Below are 16,737 nucleotides of genomic sequence, written 5' to 3'. Positions count from 1 at the left end.
ACGGTCAATCGGCCGTGGTCCCCATCTCCTCGTCTTCCTCGACATGGGCGACGCGCGCGCCCGCCTTGGCCGAGGTGACGACGCCCAGCGACTTTAGCTTGCGGTGCAGCGCCGAGCGTTCCATGCCGACGAAATTGGCGGTCCGCGAGATGTTGCCGCCGAACCTGTTGATCTGGGTCAGCAGATATTCCCGTTCGAACAACTCGCGCGCTTCGCGAAGCGGAAGGGTGGCCAGGCCCGCAGACAGCACGACACGCCCTTCTTCCGACGGGCTGTCCGCAGGCAACGGAAGTTCGTCCGCCGCAATAGGATCCGTGCCTTCGCCAAGGATTAGAACCCGTTCGATCACGTTCTTCAACTGGCGCACGTTCCCGGGCCAGGCCATCGTCTGCAGCAACGCCTCTGCCTCGTCCGACAGGGCCCTGAGCGGCAGGCCCTGCGTTCGGTTGAACGCAGTGATGAAGTGGCGCGCAAGTTCGGGAATATCCTCGCGGCGCTCGTCAAGCGCGGGAACCTCGATCGGAACCACGTTCAGCCGGTGATAGAGTTCCTCGCGAAAGCTGCCCTCGGCGATCGCGGCGGGCAGGTCGCGGGTAGTCGAAGAGATCACGCGGATATCGACGCGCACCTTGTCGGTGCCGCCGGCACGCTGGAATTGCTGGTCCACCAATACGCGCAGGATCTTCGACTGCGTGCCCAGCGGCATGTCTGCCACCTCGTCGAAATAGAGGATGCCGCCATGAGCCTGCTCAAGCAAACCCGGCTCGACGCCGCGGGCTGTGCTTTCCCGCCCGAACAGCACCTCTTCCATCCGTTCGGGTTCGATCGAAGCGGAGTTGACCACGACGAAGGGACCGTTCGCCCGGTTCGACTGGGCGTGAACATACCGCGCGGCCACCTCCTTGCCTGATCCGGGTGGCCCGGAAAGCATCACCCGTCCATTCGACTTTGTTACCTTGTCCAGATGGGACTTCAATGCCTTGAAGGCCGGACTTGATCCAATCATGTCAGCTTGGGTGACATCCTTGCGGCGCAGGTCCTGGTTCTCGCGGCGGAGCCGCGAGGCCTCCATCGCGCGGCGGATCACCACCAACAGTTGGTCGATGTTGAACGGCTTCTCGATGAAGTCGTAGGCGCCCTGCTTGATCGCCGCGACCGCGATCTCGATGTTGCCATGACCCGAGATGATGACGATGGGAATGTCTGGATTGTCGCGCTTGACCCGGGACAGGATGTCGATCCCGTCCATGTTGCTGTCCTTCAGCCAGATGTCGAGGATCATCAGCGCGGGCGGATCGGCGTTGATCTCGGCCATGCAGGCATCCGAATTGGCGGCCAGCCGCGTGGTATATCCTTCGTCTTGAAGGATATCCGCGATCAATTCGCGAATGTCACGCTCGTCGTCGACGATCAGGATATCGCCCATGTCCTACTCCCCAGATACCGCTCGTTTCGTGTCATGTCGCACACCCGTATCAGCGGATTCGCCGCCCTCGGGCGCACCAACGGCCGTCATGCCGGGGTGTTCGACCTCGGCTATCGGTAACCGGATCACCGCCATGGCGCCACGGTGCGCCTTGGGCGCGAAGGGCTCGGCGTCGATCAGTTCCAGAGTGCCGCCATGTTCCTCGATGATCTTCTTAACGATCGGAAGACCAAGGCCGGTGCCACTGTCGCGCGTCGTCACATAGGGTTCGAACAGCCGTGCCCGGTCCTCGGGCAAACCGATCCCGTTATCGGCAATCTCGATCACACCGAAGCCGCGCTGTCGCACAAGACGGATCCGTATCTCGGGTTCAAAGCCCTCCGGGGCACCCTTTTCCCGCAAACTTTCAATGGCTTCGCCTGCGTTTTTTATAAGGTTTGTCAAGGCCTGACTGATCATCGTGGGATCCAGTTCGGCGGGCACCGCCCCCTCGGGCAGGGACGAGACGAAGCGCACGTCGGGCTGCCCGCTCTCCTGCAGAACCAAAGCGTCCTTGACGAGGGCGGCCAGGTCCACTGACTTGCGTTCAGGTTCGGGCATTCGGGCGAATTTGGAAAACTCGTCGACGATCCGGCGCAAGTCCCCGGTCTGGCGCACGATCACGTCAGTATATTGATCCAGTGTATCGGCATCCTCGCCAAGACGGTCCCGGAACTTGCGCTTGATCCGTTCCGCCGACAGTTGGATCGGCGTCAGCGGGTTCTTGATCTCGTGCGCGATGCGACGGGCCACGTCGCCCCAGGCGGCCATGCGCTGCGCGGTCACCAGGTCGGTCACGTCGTCGAAGGCCACCACGTAGCCTTCGCGCCGCCCGTCCACGCCACGGCGCGTAGCCATCCGCACCAAAAGGTTTTCCATCTTGCCCGAACGGATCAGCCGGATTTCCTCTTGCGCAGTGGTACGATGCTCGTTCCGCAAACGGTCGAACAGCGCGGCGAACTCCGGAACGACCACCTGCAGTTCATGCCCATTGTCGCGCGCGTCGTCCAGTTGCAGAAGTGTCAGCGCCGAACGGTTCATGAATTCCACCCGTCCCCTTGCATCGACCCCCATCACACCCGCCGTGACAGAAGACAGGACCGAGTCGAACAAACGCCGCCGGCGTTCGGTCTGGCGGTTGTTTTCCAAGAGCGCGTCACGCTGTCCCTTCAATTGGCGGGTCATCTGATTGAACATCCGCCCCAGCATCGCGATCTCGTCGTCTCCGGATTCTTCGCGCACCTGTACATCCAGATCGCCGGCCCCCACACGCTGCGCCGCGCCAGCCAGCCGGCCAACGGGCCGCGAGAGCCGTTCCGCAAACCACATGCCCAGCCAGACTGCGGCCAGGATCAGGATCACCGCGAAACCGAGATAGAGCAGGCCGAATTCGAACAGAACACGACCGCGTTCGTTTTCAAGTTGCTGGTAAAGGCGCGAGGTCGCCTGCGTGTCGTCAAGGAGGCTGAGCAACTCGCCATCCACGCTGCGCGAGATGTAAAGATAGCGGTCGACATAGGCCTCGAGTGCGATCAGGGCCCGGAACTCGTTATTGTCCCAGTCCTCGATGATGACCGTCTCGCCCTGCGAGGCGCGGGTCAATTCCGCTGGACGCGGCTGTTCGTAATCGAACAGGTACGACCGTTCGCCCCGAGCCTTGATCTCGCCGCTGCCGTCGATGACATAGGCCTCTTTCAGGCCGCGCTGCACCTTGGCCTGCGCCTGGGTCAGCAATTGCCGCAACTCGCCATCCGACAGGAAGAAGGTGGCCTGACGCGCGATGTTGAGATAGCCCGCAAGCGTCCCGGCATCGGCAGACAGGTCGCGGCGGTGCTCTTCCTCGTAGGCCTCGGCCGCGGACAGCGATGCGCCGACCACGTTGCGCACCCGTTCCGAGAACCAGCCCTCGAGACCGATATTGATCGTCAAACCAGCGAAGACGGCAACCAGCACCGTCGGCACCAGCGCGATTGTCGCAAAAACACCGGTAAGGCGCAGATGCAGCCGAGACCCGGCCGAATGACTGCGCCGCGCGGCCACCATCCGGGCGATTTGCCGGAAGACCAGCGCCGCCACTACAAGGGCATAGACAAGGTCGGCCAAAAGGATGGCGCGAAGACCGTGGGAAGTGGCGCCTTGATCCAGCGGCCCAAGCAAAAGAAAGGTTGCAATCGCCAGGGCCGGCCCCAAAACGACCAGACCCAGCGTCGCCGCATTCCGGGCGCGCCGCGATGGGCGTTTCCGAAATAACCACTCGATGGCCATTCGGCCGGTGGCGCTGGCCACTGCGTGCCTCGTCTCGTTGCGCCGCGCGATCGACGGCTGTTCTTTCGCCTGCGCGCCGCTTACCTGCGGATTCGGCGCAACGCGCTGTTGCGAAATTACATCAACTTGCGGCGGCGAGTCACGCGAATATCAAGGTCGGTTATCTTTTTCCTCAAGGTATTGCGGTTGATACCCAGCAAATCGGCACATTTGGCCTGGTTGCCGCCGGTTGCGTCCAACGCGATTTCGATCAGTGGCAACTCGACTTCGCGAAGGATCCGTGCGTACAGGCCCGGCGGCGGCAGCACGCCGCCATGCAGGTCGAAATAACGGCGCAGATGCTTGGCCACCGACGCTGACAGCTTTTCGCCCTCGCCACCCCCAACGAGGGGTTCGATCTCGGGCTGGTTGCCCAGAACAGCTTCAACCTCAATCCGGGTGATGACTTCTTCCGGGCTGGTGACGACCAGCCGCCGGACCGTGTGTTCCAGTTGCCGCACGTTGCCGGGCCAGCTGTAGGCGCGGATCAGCTCCATCGCCTCGGGGGCGATCGTCCGCCGCGCGGCCCCGTCACGCTCGCACCGACCAAGGAAATGCTCCGCCAACAGCGGAATGTCGTCGACCCGTTCGCGCAAGGACGGCACAGCGATGGTTACGCCGCCAAGGCGATAGAACAGGTCCTGGCGGAACTGGCCCGCCTCCATCCGCCCCATCAGGTCGGTCTGGCTGGTGGCCATGACACGTGGCGCTGTGTCGCCGAAACTGTCCAGCATGCGCACGATGCGCGCCTGCGCCTCTTCGTCTAGATCGGCCACCTCGTCGAACAGGATAGAACCGCCCTTGGCACGGGCCACCAGCGCAGACGGGCCATCAAGTCCCTCGAGATCACTTGCCGTAGCGATGACGAAGGGCAAGGAGCGGCGGTCGGAAAAATCGTGGATGGCGCGGGCGATCAGCGATTTCCCGGTTCCCGACTCGCCAGTAATCAGCACCGGCAGATCCGCGTTCATCACCCGGGCCACCAGACGGTAAAGCGCCTGCATCTGCGGCGTACGCCCCACCAGCGGCAGGTCGTCCTGTTCACCTGGCAATTCCACGGTCTCGCGCGCCGGGCGCACCCGCCGTTTGGTCTCCAGCGCGCGCGCCGCGCGCTTCATCAGGTCGGGCAGGTCGAACGGTTTCGGCAAGTAATCATAGGCCTCGGCCTCGGCGGCCTGGATCGCCGTCATGATGGTGTTCTGCGCCGAAATCACGATCACCGGCAGGCCGGGACGTTCCTGACCGATCTTGGGCAGCATTTCCAGCCCGTTGCCGTCGGGCATGATGACGTCGGAAATCACGAGGTCGCCCTTGCCTTCCCCCACCCAGCGCATGAGCGTGGTGAGCGACGATGTCGCGTGCACCTTGCAGCCCGCCCGCGTCAGCGCCTGGGTCAGAACGGTGCGGATTGTGCGGTCATCGTCGGCGACAAGAACGGTTCCGTCCATCAGGTCTCATCCTCTTGGGGTTTGGGGGCGACGGGCAGCGAGATGCGGAACACGGTGCGTCCGGGCACCGAGTCGACCGCGATCCAGCCGCCATGGTCGTTGATGATCTTGGACACCAGTGCTAGTCCCAGCCCGGTGCCGTTCTCGCGCCCCGACACGAAAGGCTCGAACACGTCGTTGGCGATGTCCGGCGGCAGGCCTGGCCCGTCATCGACGATCTCGACCTGCAGGGGAACCGGCACGCCGGAACCATCCGGATGCCGCAACCGCAGCGACAGGTCGTAGAAGGTGCGCAGCCGGATCGTGCCGCCCCCTGGCCCTGCGGCCTGGGCGGCGTTGCGGATCAGGTTGCTAAAGACTTGCATCAACTGGTCGGCATCGGCCCAGGTCGGCGGCAGCGAGGGATCGTATTCTTCCTGGATCGTCATGCTCGCGGCATAGCTGACCAGCGCCGACTTGCGCGCGCGGTCCAGGATGTCGTGGATATTGACCGCCTTGCAATTGGGTGGGCTGAGATTGCCGAACTGTTCGACCTGGTCCAGCAGTTTCACGATCCGGCGGCTTTCGGCGACGATCAGGTCGGTCAGTTCCAGATCGCCGTTGCGCAGGTTCATGGAAAGAAGCTGCGCCGCGCCGGTGATCCCCGCCAGCGGGTTCTTGATTTCGTGGGCCAGCATCTCGGCCATGCCGATCGCCGACTTCGCCGCGGTCTTGACCGAATGCGCACGCCCCAGTCGCCCGGCGATCTCGCGCGGGCTGACCAGCAACAGCACGTGACCCGCCTGGTCGTTCATCGGCGCGATCTGGATGTTGCATTCAACCGGGGCACGCATGCCCGCGCTGACGGCCACATCGTTGATGAACAGCGCGGCATGGTTGCTGCGCACCCGGGAAAACGCCTCGTCAAGGGCGGCATCGACGGCCAGTCGGTCGAAGACGGGCACCTCGCGAAGGGTCTTGATCGTGGCATTCATGAACAGTTCCGCCGCAGGGTTGATCGCGGCGATCCGGTCCTCGGCATCCAGCAGGAAGGCCGGGATCGGCAGGGCGGTCCAGATCGGGTCGCTGTCCAGCGTCATACCGCGGACCTTTCGCAGGGACGGTTCAGCGCGCGCGGAAGCAGCGCCAGCACGCGCGAGGGATCGCGTTCGGTCAGCACCGCACGCCGAAGGGTGTCCGGGGTAGCCGCCTCGTCCATGTACCAGCCTAGGTGCTTGCGGATCACTCGCGCACCGAGGGAGCGACCATAGAAGGAGAGGGCTGCCTCGTAATGGGTGACCACCATATCGGCAAAGGCCGCGCCTTCGGGCGCGGCGGACACCGGGCGGCCGCCCAGCCGCGCGGCGATCCCGGCCAAAAGCCACGGCCGGCCCAGCGCGCCACGCCCCACCATCACGCCATCCGCGCCCGAGGCGGCGAGCGCCGCCTGGGCGGTCTCGGCGTCCACGATGTCGCCATTGGCGATCACCGGCACGGAAACGGCATCTTTTACGGTCTGAATCGCGCCCCAATCGGCCCGGCCCTTGTAGAACTGGCAACGGGTTCGGCCATGAATCGTGATCATTTGCACCCCCGCCGCCTCGGCCCGGGCGGCAAGGTCTGGCGCATTGCGCATCTCATCATCCCAGCCCAGCCGGGTTTTCAGCGTCACCGGCACCTTTACGGCGGCAACCACCGCCTCGATCAGCCGCAGCGCCCGGTCGGGGTCGCGCATCAGCGCCGAGCCCGACGCCCCGCCCGTCACCTTCTTGGCCGGACAGCCCATGTTGATATCGATGATCCGCGCGCCCTGATCCTCGACCATACGCGCTGCGCGCGCCATCCATTCGGGCTCGCGCCCGGCAAGCTGAACCGCCGTCCGGCCATCGTCCAAGCCCAGCGCGGCGCGTTCGCGAACGCCCGGCTTGGCTTGAACCATCTCCTGGCTGGCCACCATTTCCGACACGACGAGACCGGCGCCGAAAGAAGCAACCAGCCGGCGGAACGGCAAATCCGTGATACCGGCCATCGGGGCCAGCAGGACAGGAGGATCGAGCGGGATATTTGCCACCTGAATGGACAAGTGATTAAACCTTGTGCAGTTGCCACGGATGTAGCTTGAGGTTCGGAGAAATACAATCTGAGGGTGGCACTGGCGACGTCCGAAACTGGGATTGCCCATAATTTAAGCGACCAATGCCGCCTTATTGCCCCATTGCCCCGCAGCGCGCCCCCGCCTAAAGAGGCCCGGCATGAAGCGAGGGCGCAAAATGACCGTCACAGCGATCATCGTGGCCGCGGGGCGCGGCACAAGGGTGGGCGGCGACCGACCCAAACAATATCAGGAACTTGGCGGGCGCGCTGTCCTGGGGCGCACGCTTGGGGCCTTGTCCGCCCACCCGCGGATCGCTGGGTTGGTGGCGGTACTGCACCCCGAGGACGAGGATCTTTTTGCCGAGGCCATCGATGGGCTCGGCATTTCGGTGACGACGGTGGCCGGCGGCGCCACGCGCGACGCCTCGGTCCAGGCCGGCCTTGCCGCGGTTCCGCCCGGCACCACCCGGGTGTTGATCCATGACGGGGCGCGCCCGCTGGTCTCTTCTGCGCTGGTCGACCGGGTGATCGACGCGCTGGAAACCAACCCCGGGGCCGCCCCTGCCCTGCCTGTCACCGACGCGCTCTGGCGCGGCGCGGACGGCCGCGTCCAGGCGCCCCATCCGCGGGACGGGCTGTTCCGCGCGCAGACCCCCCAGGGGTTTCACCTCGATGCCATCCGTGCGGCCCATGCGGCCCATCCGGGCGGTGCCGCCGACGATGTGGAGGTGGCGCTGGCCGCGGGGCTTGACGTGGCGATCGTCGAAGGCGACGAGGACAATCTCAAGATCACCCACAAACAGGATTTTGCCCGCGCCGAGCGGGTCTTGCGGGAGAAGGACATGGACATTCGCACCGGCAACGGGTTTGACGTGCACGCGTTCTGCGAGGGCGACGGGGTGATCTTGTGCGGCGTAAAGGTACCGCATGACAAGGCGCTCAAGGGCCATTCCGATGCCGATGTCGGGATGCATGCGGTTACCGACGCAATCTATGGCGCGCTGGCCGATGGTGATATTGGGCAACACTTTCCGCCGTCGGACCCGCAATGGAAGGGCGCGGCCTCGGACATCTTCCTGAAACATGCCGTTGGCCGCGCGGCCGAGCGCGGCTATCGCATCGCACATGCCGATCTGACGCTGATCTGCGAACGCCCCAAGATCGGCCCCGTTGCGGGAACGATGCGCGAAGAGATGGCACGCCTGATGGGGGTCGACCTGGACCGGATGAGCATCAAGGCCACCACATCCGAACAGCTGGGCTTTACCGGCCGAGAAGAAGGGATTGCGGCGCTTGCCACCGTGACGCTGGTGCGTCCGTGACCCCTGCGCGCCTTGTCGCGACCTGGTTCGGCGTCGGCTATCTGCGGCCTGCCTCGGGCACTTGGGGTTCTCTGGCTGCGCTGCCGATCTTCTGGGCGCTGCACGTTCTGGGTGGGCCGGTTCTGGCCGCGCTTGCCGTCGTCGCGGTAACGCTGGGCGGCTGGTGGGCGATTGCCCGGGATTCGGCCGGGCACAGCGATCCCGACCACAGCGAATACGTCATCGACGAGGTCGCGGGAATGTGGCTGGCGCTGATGCCTCTGTCCTATGGGGCATCTTTCGCCGGTGTCGACGTGCTGGCGCTTTACCCGGGCTGGATCGTCGCCTTTTTCGGGTTCCGCCTGTTCGACATCTGGAAACCCGGTCTGATCGGTTGGGCCGACCGCAAGAAGACACCGCTAGGCGTGATGCTGGACGATGTGCTGGCCGGGATCGCGACGGCGATCTTGGTGATTGCACTGGCCGCGTTCTGGCATATCTTCCTGATGTGAGCACCAAGGCCGAAACACTCGTCAGGCTGGGCCGCACCCAGGGCGTGCGGGTTGTCACCGCCGAAAGCTGTACCGGCGGAATGGTTGCGGCCGCGATTACCGATGTTCCGGGCTCGTCAAGGATGTTCGACCGGGGATTCGTGACCTATTCGAACGTCGCGAAACAGGAAATGCTGGGCGTAAGGGCGGAAACGCTGGCCGCCCATGGGGCGGTCTCGGAACCCGTTGCGGCCGAGATGGCAGCCGGTGCGTTGGCCCGGTCAGAGGCAGGTGTCGCCGTTGCGGTAACCGGTATAGCCGGGCCCGGCGGCTCCGAATACAAGCCCGAGGGCCGCGTCTGTTTCGCCTTGGCGCAAACCGGTGCTCCGGTGCGCACCGAAACGGTTGAGTTCGGTGCGCTAGGGCGTGACACGGTCAGGGCGGCTAGCCGCGACCATGCCTTGGACCTTCTGATTTCGGCATTAGACCGCGAGTCATGACCCGCCCCCTTTGTGGGCAAACGCGCCGCAAGCCGCCCGATTTCCGTTCACTTGAAAAACCGCTCAACAGATAAGCGTCGATTTGGCCGTTTGCCGCTTTTCTTTGCGGGACCTGCGCTTTTCAACCCTCGCCAACCGAAAAATCGAAAGGAACGAGGGGATGAACGGGGCTGATACCGCCTGGATGCTGGTTGCGACGGCACTTGTGCTGTTCATGACACTGCCAGGGCTTGCGCTTTTCTATGGCGGGTTGGTGCGTGCACGCAACGTGCTGAGTGTCTTCATGCAATGCTATGCCATCGCCTGCCTGATGAGCGTGTTGTGGCTGGTGGCGGGCTATTCAATCGCCTTCGGGGGCGAAGGGGCCTTCTGGGGCGGGCTGTCCAAGGCGTTCCTGGCGGGTGTGGGCGACGAGAGCCTGTCGGGCAGCCTGCCGGAATACCTGTTCGTCGCCTTCCAGATGACATTCGCCATCATCACGCCGGCGCTGATCGTCGGCGCTTATGTCGAACGCATCGGATTCGGCTTCGTGCTGCTGTTCTCGGCGCTGTGGATGCTGCTCTGCTATGCGCCGGTGGCGCACTGGGTCTGGGGCGGCGGGTTCCTGGCCGATGGCGGCATCTTCGGCGAGACCGGAGTGCGAGATTTCGCGGGCGGCATCGTGGTGCATGAGACCGCGGGCCTTGCGGCGCTGGTGCTGGCGGTGATGCTGGGCGCGCGGCGCAACCGCACCACGCCCCCGCATTCCCCGGGCTTCGTGTTCATCGGGGCGGCGATGCTGTGGGTCGGTTGGTTCGGCTTCAACGGCGGCTCGCAGCTGGCGGCCGATGCGGGCGCGGCCAAGGCTTTGCTGGTGACGCATATCTCGGCGGCAACGGCCTCGCTGACCTGGGCGCTGTGGGAGAAGATCAAGTATGGCACGCCGTCCCTGGTGGGCATCGTGACCGGCACCATCGCGGGGCTGGCCTCGATCACGCCCGCAAGCGGCTTTGTCGGTCCGGTGGCGGCGCTGATCATCGGGGCGGTCGCCGGCATCTTGTGCCAGGAAGCGGTAAACCTGATCCGCAACAAGCTGGCCATCGACGACACGTTGGACGTCTTTGCCGTGCATGGCGTCGGCGGCATCTTTGGCACGATCATGATCGCGGTCTTCGGTGCCGGGTCGTGGGTCGCACAGTTCGGCAGCCTGGCGATCGTTGGCGTCTTCACGCTGGTGGTGAGCGTGGTGCTGGCAAAGGCCGTCGCACTGGTCACAGCGTTGCGCGTGGACGCCGAGACCGAAACCAACGGTCTCGACCTGTCGGTGCACGGCGAACGCGCCTACGACATGGCGTCGTGACCTGACAACAGCGCCCCGAGCGCGGCCGGATCCGGCCCGCCCGGGGCGCTGACGATATCCCAGAGCTGTGCGGCGCGCACATCGCCCAGCAGGCTACGGGCCTTGGCTTTCAGCTTGTCCGTGCGGGTTTCCAAGGGCAACGGCGCATCAAGATCATGGGCGGCCTCGACAGCGCCGGTGTCGGTTTCCACGATGACACGGGCAGCGGTTTCAGGCAGCGCCCCGTCGGTCTTTACCGTTACCTTGTCGCGTAATGCCACAAGGGCGGGATCGACGCAGGCGGCATCGCTGAAGGTGGCGAGCGCCGCGGTATCGCGCCCGGACAATACCATTGCCGCGATCAACCGGTAACTGAACTTGGCGCCCAGACCTGTTACAGGTGCGGGTTGATTGCAGACCTTCAGCCAGCGTGGATGGGTGATGACACTCACCTTCGTCACGGCAGCAGGGTCGAGTGGCATTAGGCTGCTTAGCGCCTCGATCATGGCATGTGTGCCATGGCAACAGGCGTGGAACTTGTGGCTGACGGTCTCGAACAGCCAGCGCTCGCCCAGACCGTCCAGTGCGCCGACGTCGGCAGTACCCGCGTGGGTCTCGCCAAAGCCCTGCGCCCCTTCAAGACCATCGGGATTGGAAACGAACCCCCGTGCTGCCATCAGCGCCGCCTCGACCCCGTTAGCGGCTGCGATCCCGGCATTGAACGGTTTGCCCATGGTGCCGAACTGCGATTTCAGCCCCGAGGCGCGGGTCGAGACCAGCCCCACCGCCTGCTCTGCGTCGGCGCCCAACAAACGCGCACCGGCCAGGGCCGATCCGAAAGCACCTGCCGTACCAGTCTGGTGAAAACCCACCTGGTAATGCTCGCGCCCCAACCAGACGCCCACGCGGATAGAGGCCTCTACGCCTACCAGTGCGGCATCGAGGAAGTCGGTGCCCCCGGCCCCGGTTTTCTGCGCCAGCGCAAGAGCGGCGGGCACAATGGCGACCGAAGGGTGCCCGATATGGGCAAAATGCGTATCGTCGTAGTCAAGCGCGTGCGACGCCGCGCCATTGGCCAGTGCCGCCGCGCGCGCGGGTACCCGCGTGACGCTGCCCACGAGACCCGCCTGCGGCGCGCCGCCCTCCTCCAGCACCATGTCGCGGGTGATCCGGGCCACGGGCTCCTGTGCCCCGGCCATGGCGCAAGCTGCCCAGTCCAACACCGACAGCCGCATCATCGTCCGTGCGGCCTCGGGCGGGCGGGCCTGTGCCGCGAACGTGGCCAATCGGCTGGATAATCGCACTGTTGCCTCCCCACTTGCGCCGAATGCAGACTGCCGCGGGGGCGGCGGGACCACAAGTGGTCAGGCCGCGGAGGTGCCGTAAAGCGCTTCGGCGCGGGCCTCGAAGGCCCGGACGATACGCAGCATCGCCTCGTTGAACACCGCGCCGATGACGCTTTGCAACACGCGGTTCTTGAACTCGAAATCCACGAAGAATTCGACCTTGCAGCGACCCTCGCCAATATCCTCGAAATGCCAGTAGGATTTCAGGTAACGAAACGGACCGTCCAGGTATTCGGTGTCGATCCGGTGCAGGCTGGGCCACAGCGTCACCCGGCTGCCGAACCGTTCGCGGAACACCTTGAACGAAATCACCAGATCCGCCTCCATCAACTCGTGATCGCCGAAATCCGTGCGTGAGCGGATTCGCGCCGCTGCCGTCCAGGGCAGGAATTTCGGATAGGCGGCCACATCGGCCACCAGATCGTACATCTGCTGGGCGGTGTAGGGCATCTCGCGGTTTTCGGAATGTCTGGGCATGATCCCGTTTGGCTACTGACAGTGGGCCGCCATTTCTGCTAGTGAGCGCCAGAAATCAAGGGGGAAGGCATGGGCGAGCGACCCTATGTCATAGACGAGATGCTGTCGGCCAAGACAATCGCGGCCCGGGTCGAGGCCTTGGCGGCCGAGATCACGCGGCATTTCTCGGATACCGACAAGCTGGTGGTGGTGGGCCTTCTGCGCGGCTCCTTCGTGTTCATCGCCGATCTGGTGCGGGAACTGCGGCTGCCGGTCGAGGTCGATTTCATAGAGACCTCGTCTTACGGAAATGCCACGGAAAGTTCGCGTGAAGTGCGCATTCTCAAGGACTTGCGCGGAAAGATCGAAGGGCGCGACGTGCTGGTGGTCGAGGATATCGTGGACACGGGTCACACCCTTGCCCATGTGTTGCACCTGCTTAACGCTCGAAAACCCCGCCGGTTGGAGTGCTGCGCGCTTCTGGACAAACCCTCGCGGCGAGAGGTGGACGTCGCGGCCACATGGGTCGGCTTCGAAATCCCGGACAACTTCGTGGTCGGCTATGGCATCGACTTCGCCCAGCGAAACCGAAACCTGCCCTATATCGGAGCAGTGCGGTTCGCGGAATAAATCTCAAGAACACGGAATGCCGTTCTCTCTCAAAGACTTCGCTTGGCTGCGCCCCACCCTGTGGCACCTGACCTACGAAGCCAATCTCCCGGCGATCAAGGCGTCCGGTCGGCTTTTTTCAGCGGAAAAGCTCCGTCTCCGCGCCGGTGTTGCCGCACGCCCAGAAAAACGCTCGCAATCAGAGAGACTTGTCGTTGACGGACATGCGATAGCCCTGCGAGATCAACAAACACTACGCGCCGGACACATCGCATTCGAGGATCAAGCCACGTTCGAGTACGTGTTGTGCCTATTGAATGCGCATGTCTTCTTCTGGCCGGGGACTGCAAAGGCACCGGTTTCCACCGGTCGCAATCACTTTGCACGCTACCGAAACGAGGGCGGTCTCGTCCTGAAGCTGTCAACCCTCGAGGTCCTGCGTCGGAACGCATCCCCGCTTTTCTGTCGTTTCAATAGCGGGGCTCCGCGCAGCAGCGGGGGGCACAAGAGCCCCCGCGGGCCATCGACCTTCTTGCCGGCGTGCGATTTCGAGGGAACAGCGGGCACAGTGGTCGAATGCGTGTTTCATCAAGAGACCGTTTTACCCGACACCTACGAAATCATGCCATTGCGAGATGTACTCGCCTGACCGCCCCCAGGCCGCAGAAATGAAAAGGCCGCACCTTGAGCACGGCCTTTTCGTAACACGATGCAAGCGCTGGTCAGCGCTTGGAGAACTGGAAGCTGCGGCGAGCCTTGCGGCGACCGAACTTCTTGCGTTCCACCACACGGCTGTCGCGGGTCAGGAAGCCAGCAGCCTTAAGCGCTCCGCGCAGGCTGGGGTCGTAGAGTTGCAGCGCCTTCGAGATGCCATGCTTGACCGCACCCGCCTGTCCCGACAGCCCGCCACCCTTGACGGTGGCCTGCACGTCGAACTGGTCCTCGACACCGGCGACGGTGAAGGGTTGGCGCAGGATCATCTGCAGAACCGGACGGGCGAAATACGTGCCCATGTCCTTGCCATTGACCGAGACCTTGCCCGATCCCGGCTTGATCCAGACGCGGGCGACCGCATCCTTCCGCTTGCCGGTGGCATAAGCCCGGCCCAGCTCGTCGCGGACGGGTTCACGCGGAGCGTCGGCATCGGCCAGAACCGCCGCCTCGCCCGAGACGGCCTCGTTCAACTGGTCGAGGGATTTGATTTCGTCGGCCATCACGCGCTCCGGGTGTTTTTCTTGTTCATGGACTTGACGTCCAGGACTTCGGGGTTCTGCGCCTCATGCGGGTGCTCGGCGCCCGCGTAGACGCGCAGATTGGTCATCTGCTTGCGGCTCAGCCGGTTGCCCGGCAGCATGCGCTTGACGGCGGCAGTCACAACGCGCTCGGGATGCGCGCCTTCGAGGATCTGGCTGGCGGTACGGTGCTTGATCCCGCCCGGGTGGCCGGTGTGCCAGTAGTATTTCTTGTCGGCGCGCTTGTTGCCGGTCATCTGCACCTTGTCGGCATTGATGACGATCACGTTGTCGCCCATGTCCATGTGGGGGGTGAAGGACGGCTTGTGCTTGCCGCGCAGACGCATGGCGATGATCGAGGCGAGGCGGCCCAGAACGACGCCCTCGGCGTCGATCACGATCCACTTCTTCTCGATCTCCGCCGGGGTAGCGGTGTAGGTTTTCATGTCTCTGCCCTATTCGGCTGGGTGGTCCTGGACGGGCACCTTCGGCCCCGCCCTTTCGGGATGGCGCAGTTCTAAGCATTTCAAAGGCCCAGTCAAGCGTGTTTGGATGGAATTTGTATCACAGTATCAAAGGCTTGCGAAAACGGTATAATAATACCTCATCTCTTATCGACACCCCGCCGCATAATGGAGGCGCAAAAACGGCAGCGTGGACGCGGCGCGCGAAAAACCTTCGATTTCGTGGAAATCGGCACTTGATCGACTCGGATAAACGCCTTAGGTGGCCGTCCACACGATCGGAACCGATCCCAACTTCGGACTACCCGGGGGGGCGCTAAGGGACCGACTGGATTCAATCTGCTGGTCAGAAGGGGAGCGCCATGAAAGACGCCAACCTCTTCCAACTGGGGATCGGTCTGGAGACAGGCGCCCATGCGGAAGATAACCGCAGCCACTCGGCTGCACCCGTAACCCGCGACGTGTTCGACGACACCCGCGACGATCATTTCATCCGGCGCGACGGCCGGGTCTTTGCGGGCACGCACCTCATTATCGAGGTGGTGAGCGGACATGGCTTGGACGACGAGGCGCGCATTCAGCAGGCGTTCCGCGACTGTGTTGACGAATGCGGGGCGACGCTGCTGCACATCCACACACACAAGTTCAGCCCCCAGGGCGTGAGCGGGGTAGCCGTCTTGGCCGAAAGCCACATTTCGGTGCATACGTGGCCCGAGATCGGCTATGGCGCGTTCGACGTGTTCATGTGCGGCGATGCCGAACCCTGGCGCGCGGTAGATGTGCTAAAGCGCGCTTTCGCGACCCACGATGTCCGCGTCAAGGAATTGCTGCGCGGCGACGGCTTGGTCACGGAAACCCAGGCGGCATGACCGACTGGGTTCGCGAAACGTTGCACCGTGACTACGCGCAGGCGCTGCGCGTGGAAAAGATGTTGTATGACAGCAAGACAGAGCATCAGCGCCTGAAGGTGTTCGAGAACGGCACCTTCGGTCGTGTTCTGACGCTGGATGACGTGGTGCAGACCACTGAGGGCGACAACTTCATCTATCACGAGATGATGACCCATGTGCCGATCCTGGCACATGGGGCCGCCAAACGGGTTCTGATCATCGGGGGCGGCGATGGCGGCATGGCGCGCGAGGTGCTGCGGCACAAATCGGTCGAGCATGTCACCATGGTCGAGATCGACGCGGGTGTTGTCGATTTCTCGAAGCGGTATCTGCCGATGCTCAGCCAGGGCGCCTTCGACGATACGCGGCTGACCCTGGTGATCGATGACGGTGCGGCCTTCATGCGGGCCACGCAGGACAAGTTCGATGTCATCATCGTCGACTCCACCGACCCGATCGGTCCCGGCGAAGTCCTGTTCACCGATACGTTCTATGGCCACGCCAAGCGGGCGTTGACCCCGAGCGGTATCCTCGTCACGCAGAACGGCGTACCGTTCATGCAAGGCGATGAACTGACCAACACGATGCGCGCTTTCAAGGCGCTGTTCGCCGACTGGCGTTGTTACCTGGCCACGATTCCGACCTATGCGGGCGGTCCCATGGCCTTTGGCTGGGGGACCGACGGGGACGCGGGGGCCGTTTCGGTCGAAGTACTGGCCGACCGATTTGCGGCGGCTGGTATCGAAACCGCGTACTACACCCCCGAGGTCCACAAGGGCGCCTTTGCCCTGCCCGGCTATGTCAAACGGCTGATGCCCTAAGCAACAGGCCACGGAGCGC

17 protein-coding genes are annotated in these 16,737 nt (G+C 63.9%); 8 read left to right on the top strand and 9 right to left on the bottom strand.

Going from position 1 to position 16,737, the window contains the following annotated elements; all coding sequences use genetic code 11:
- Positions 1–4 precede the first annotated feature (4 nt).
- From ntrX to dusB, 5 genes are all read right to left on the bottom strand, one after another.
- Positions 5–1,426 carry a nitrogen assimilation response regulator NtrX gene (gene ntrX / locus EV662_RS10940; RefSeq protein ID WP_132462202.1) on the bottom strand — a complete coding sequence of 474 codons (1,422 nt, stop codon included), beginning with the start codon at positions 1,424–1,426 and terminating at the stop codon, positions 5–7.
- A gap of 3 nt (positions 1,427–1,429) precedes the next feature.
- Complete coding sequence (locus EV662_RS10935) at positions 1,430–3,730, bottom strand: sensor histidine kinase NtrY-like (RefSeq protein WP_132462322.1); 2,301 nt, start codon at positions 3,728–3,730, stop codon at positions 1,430–1,432.
- A gap of 116 nt (positions 3,731–3,846) precedes the next feature.
- Positions 3,847–5,217, bottom strand: a complete 1,371-nt coding sequence (locus EV662_RS10930) for a response regulator (RefSeq protein WP_132462201.1) — start codon at positions 5,215–5,217, stop codon at positions 3,847–3,849.
- The gene (locus EV662_RS10925) at positions 5,217–6,296 is read right to left on the bottom strand and encodes a two-component system sensor histidine kinase NtrB (RefSeq protein ID WP_132462200.1); all 1,080 of its coding nucleotides are present in this window, start codon (positions 6,294–6,296) and stop codon (positions 5,217–5,219) included. Before EV662_RS10925 ends, EV662_RS10930 begins: the two co-directional genes overlap by 1 nt.
- Positions 6,293–7,225 carry a tRNA dihydrouridine synthase DusB gene (dusB, locus tag EV662_RS10920; protein WP_425057008.1) on the bottom strand — a complete coding sequence of 311 codons (933 nt, stop codon included), beginning with the start codon at positions 7,223–7,225 and terminating at the stop codon, positions 6,293–6,295. Before dusB ends, EV662_RS10925 begins: the two co-directional genes overlap by 4 nt.
- 241 nt (positions 7,226–7,466) lie before the next feature.
- Here dusB and EV662_RS10915 point away from each other — a divergent pair, with 241 nt between their 5' ends.
- The 4 genes from EV662_RS10915 to EV662_RS10900 all read left to right on the top strand — a co-directional run bounded on the left by EV662_RS10915 (position 7,467) and on the right by EV662_RS10900 (position 10,921).
- Positions 7,467–8,612: a bifunctional 2-C-methyl-D-erythritol 4-phosphate cytidylyltransferase/2-C-methyl-D-erythritol 2,4-cyclodiphosphate synthase gene (locus EV662_RS10915; protein ID WP_132462198.1), complete on the top strand. Its 1,146-nt coding sequence runs from the start codon at positions 7,467–7,469 to the stop codon at positions 8,610–8,612.
- The gene (locus tag EV662_RS10910) at positions 8,609–9,103 is read left to right on the top strand and encodes a phosphatidylglycerophosphatase A family protein (RefSeq protein WP_132462197.1); all 495 of its coding nucleotides are present in this window, start codon (positions 8,609–8,611) and stop codon (positions 9,101–9,103) included. Before EV662_RS10915 ends, EV662_RS10910 begins: the two co-directional genes overlap by 4 nt.
- Positions 9,100–9,582, top strand: coding sequence for a CinA family protein (locus tag EV662_RS10905; RefSeq protein ID WP_132462196.1), 483 nt, complete (start codon positions 9,100–9,102; stop codon positions 9,580–9,582). The genes EV662_RS10910 and EV662_RS10905 overlap by 4 nt, the downstream gene beginning before the upstream one ends.
- Positions 9,583–9,742: 160 nt before the next feature.
- On the top strand, positions 9,743–10,921 hold the full coding sequence (locus tag EV662_RS10900) for an ammonium transporter (protein WP_132462195.1): 1,179 nt from the start codon (positions 9,743–9,745) through the stop codon (positions 10,919–10,921).
- Here the strand turns inward: EV662_RS10900 and EV662_RS10895 are convergent.
- Both EV662_RS10895 and EV662_RS10890 read right to left on the bottom strand, forming a co-directional pair.
- Entirely contained in the window at positions 10,903–12,204 is a 1,302-nt protein-coding gene (locus tag EV662_RS10895) for an MmgE/PrpD family protein (protein WP_132462194.1), read from the bottom strand. The two genes, EV662_RS10900 and EV662_RS10895, sit on opposite strands and share 19 nt — an antisense overlap.
- Positions 12,205–12,264: 60 nt before the next feature.
- The gene (locus EV662_RS10890; protein WP_132462193.1) at positions 12,265–12,723 is read right to left on the bottom strand and encodes a type II toxin-antitoxin system RatA family toxin; all 459 of its coding nucleotides are present in this window, start codon (positions 12,721–12,723) and stop codon (positions 12,265–12,267) included.
- A gap of 69 nt (positions 12,724–12,792) precedes the next feature.
- Here EV662_RS10890 and hpt point away from each other — a divergent pair, with 69 nt between their 5' ends.
- Together hpt and EV662_RS10880 are read left to right on the top strand one after the other, a co-directional pair.
- Positions 12,793–13,332, top strand: a complete 540-nt coding sequence (gene hpt, locus EV662_RS10885; protein ID WP_132462192.1) for a hypoxanthine phosphoribosyltransferase — start codon at positions 12,793–12,795, stop codon at positions 13,330–13,332.
- Positions 13,333–13,348: 16 nt separating this feature from the next.
- Positions 13,349–13,960 (top strand): DUF7002 family protein, encoded by a 612-nt coding sequence (locus EV662_RS10880; protein ID WP_132462191.1) that lies wholly within the window; start codon positions 13,349–13,351, stop codon positions 13,958–13,960.
- A 73-nt stretch (positions 13,961–14,033) separates the two neighbouring features.
- Here EV662_RS10880 and rpsI read toward each other — a convergent pair whose 3' ends face one another.
- Both rpsI and rplM read right to left on the bottom strand, forming a co-directional pair.
- Positions 14,034–14,525 (bottom strand): 30S ribosomal protein S9, encoded by a 492-nt coding sequence (rpsI, locus tag EV662_RS10875; RefSeq protein ID WP_132462190.1) that lies wholly within the window; start codon positions 14,523–14,525, stop codon positions 14,034–14,036.
- Positions 14,525–14,989 (bottom strand): 50S ribosomal protein L13, encoded by a 465-nt coding sequence (rplM, locus tag EV662_RS10870; RefSeq protein WP_132462189.1) that lies wholly within the window; start codon positions 14,987–14,989, stop codon positions 14,525–14,527. Before rplM ends, rpsI begins: the two co-directional genes overlap by 1 nt.
- 380 nt (positions 14,990–15,369) lie before the next feature.
- On the opposite strand from rplM, the gene speD reads away from it, so the two are divergent.
- Complete coding sequence (speD, locus tag EV662_RS10865) at positions 15,370–15,876, top strand: adenosylmethionine decarboxylase (protein WP_132462188.1); 507 nt, start codon at positions 15,370–15,372, stop codon at positions 15,874–15,876.
- Positions 15,873–16,718 carry a polyamine aminopropyltransferase gene (speE, locus tag EV662_RS10860; protein WP_132462187.1) on the top strand — a complete coding sequence of 282 codons (846 nt, stop codon included), beginning with the start codon at positions 15,873–15,875 and terminating at the stop codon, positions 16,716–16,718. Before speD ends, speE begins: the two co-directional genes overlap by 4 nt.
- Positions 16,719–16,737 lie beyond the last annotated feature (19 nt).

The organism is Rhodovulum marinum (assembly GCF_004343075.1).
GTDB lineage: Bacteria > Pseudomonadota > Alphaproteobacteria > Rhodobacterales > Rhodobacteraceae > Rhodovulum > Rhodovulum marinum.
The sequence above is the reverse complement of the archived record's forward strand: the minus strand, read 5'-3'. Positions and strand labels throughout refer to the sequence as shown.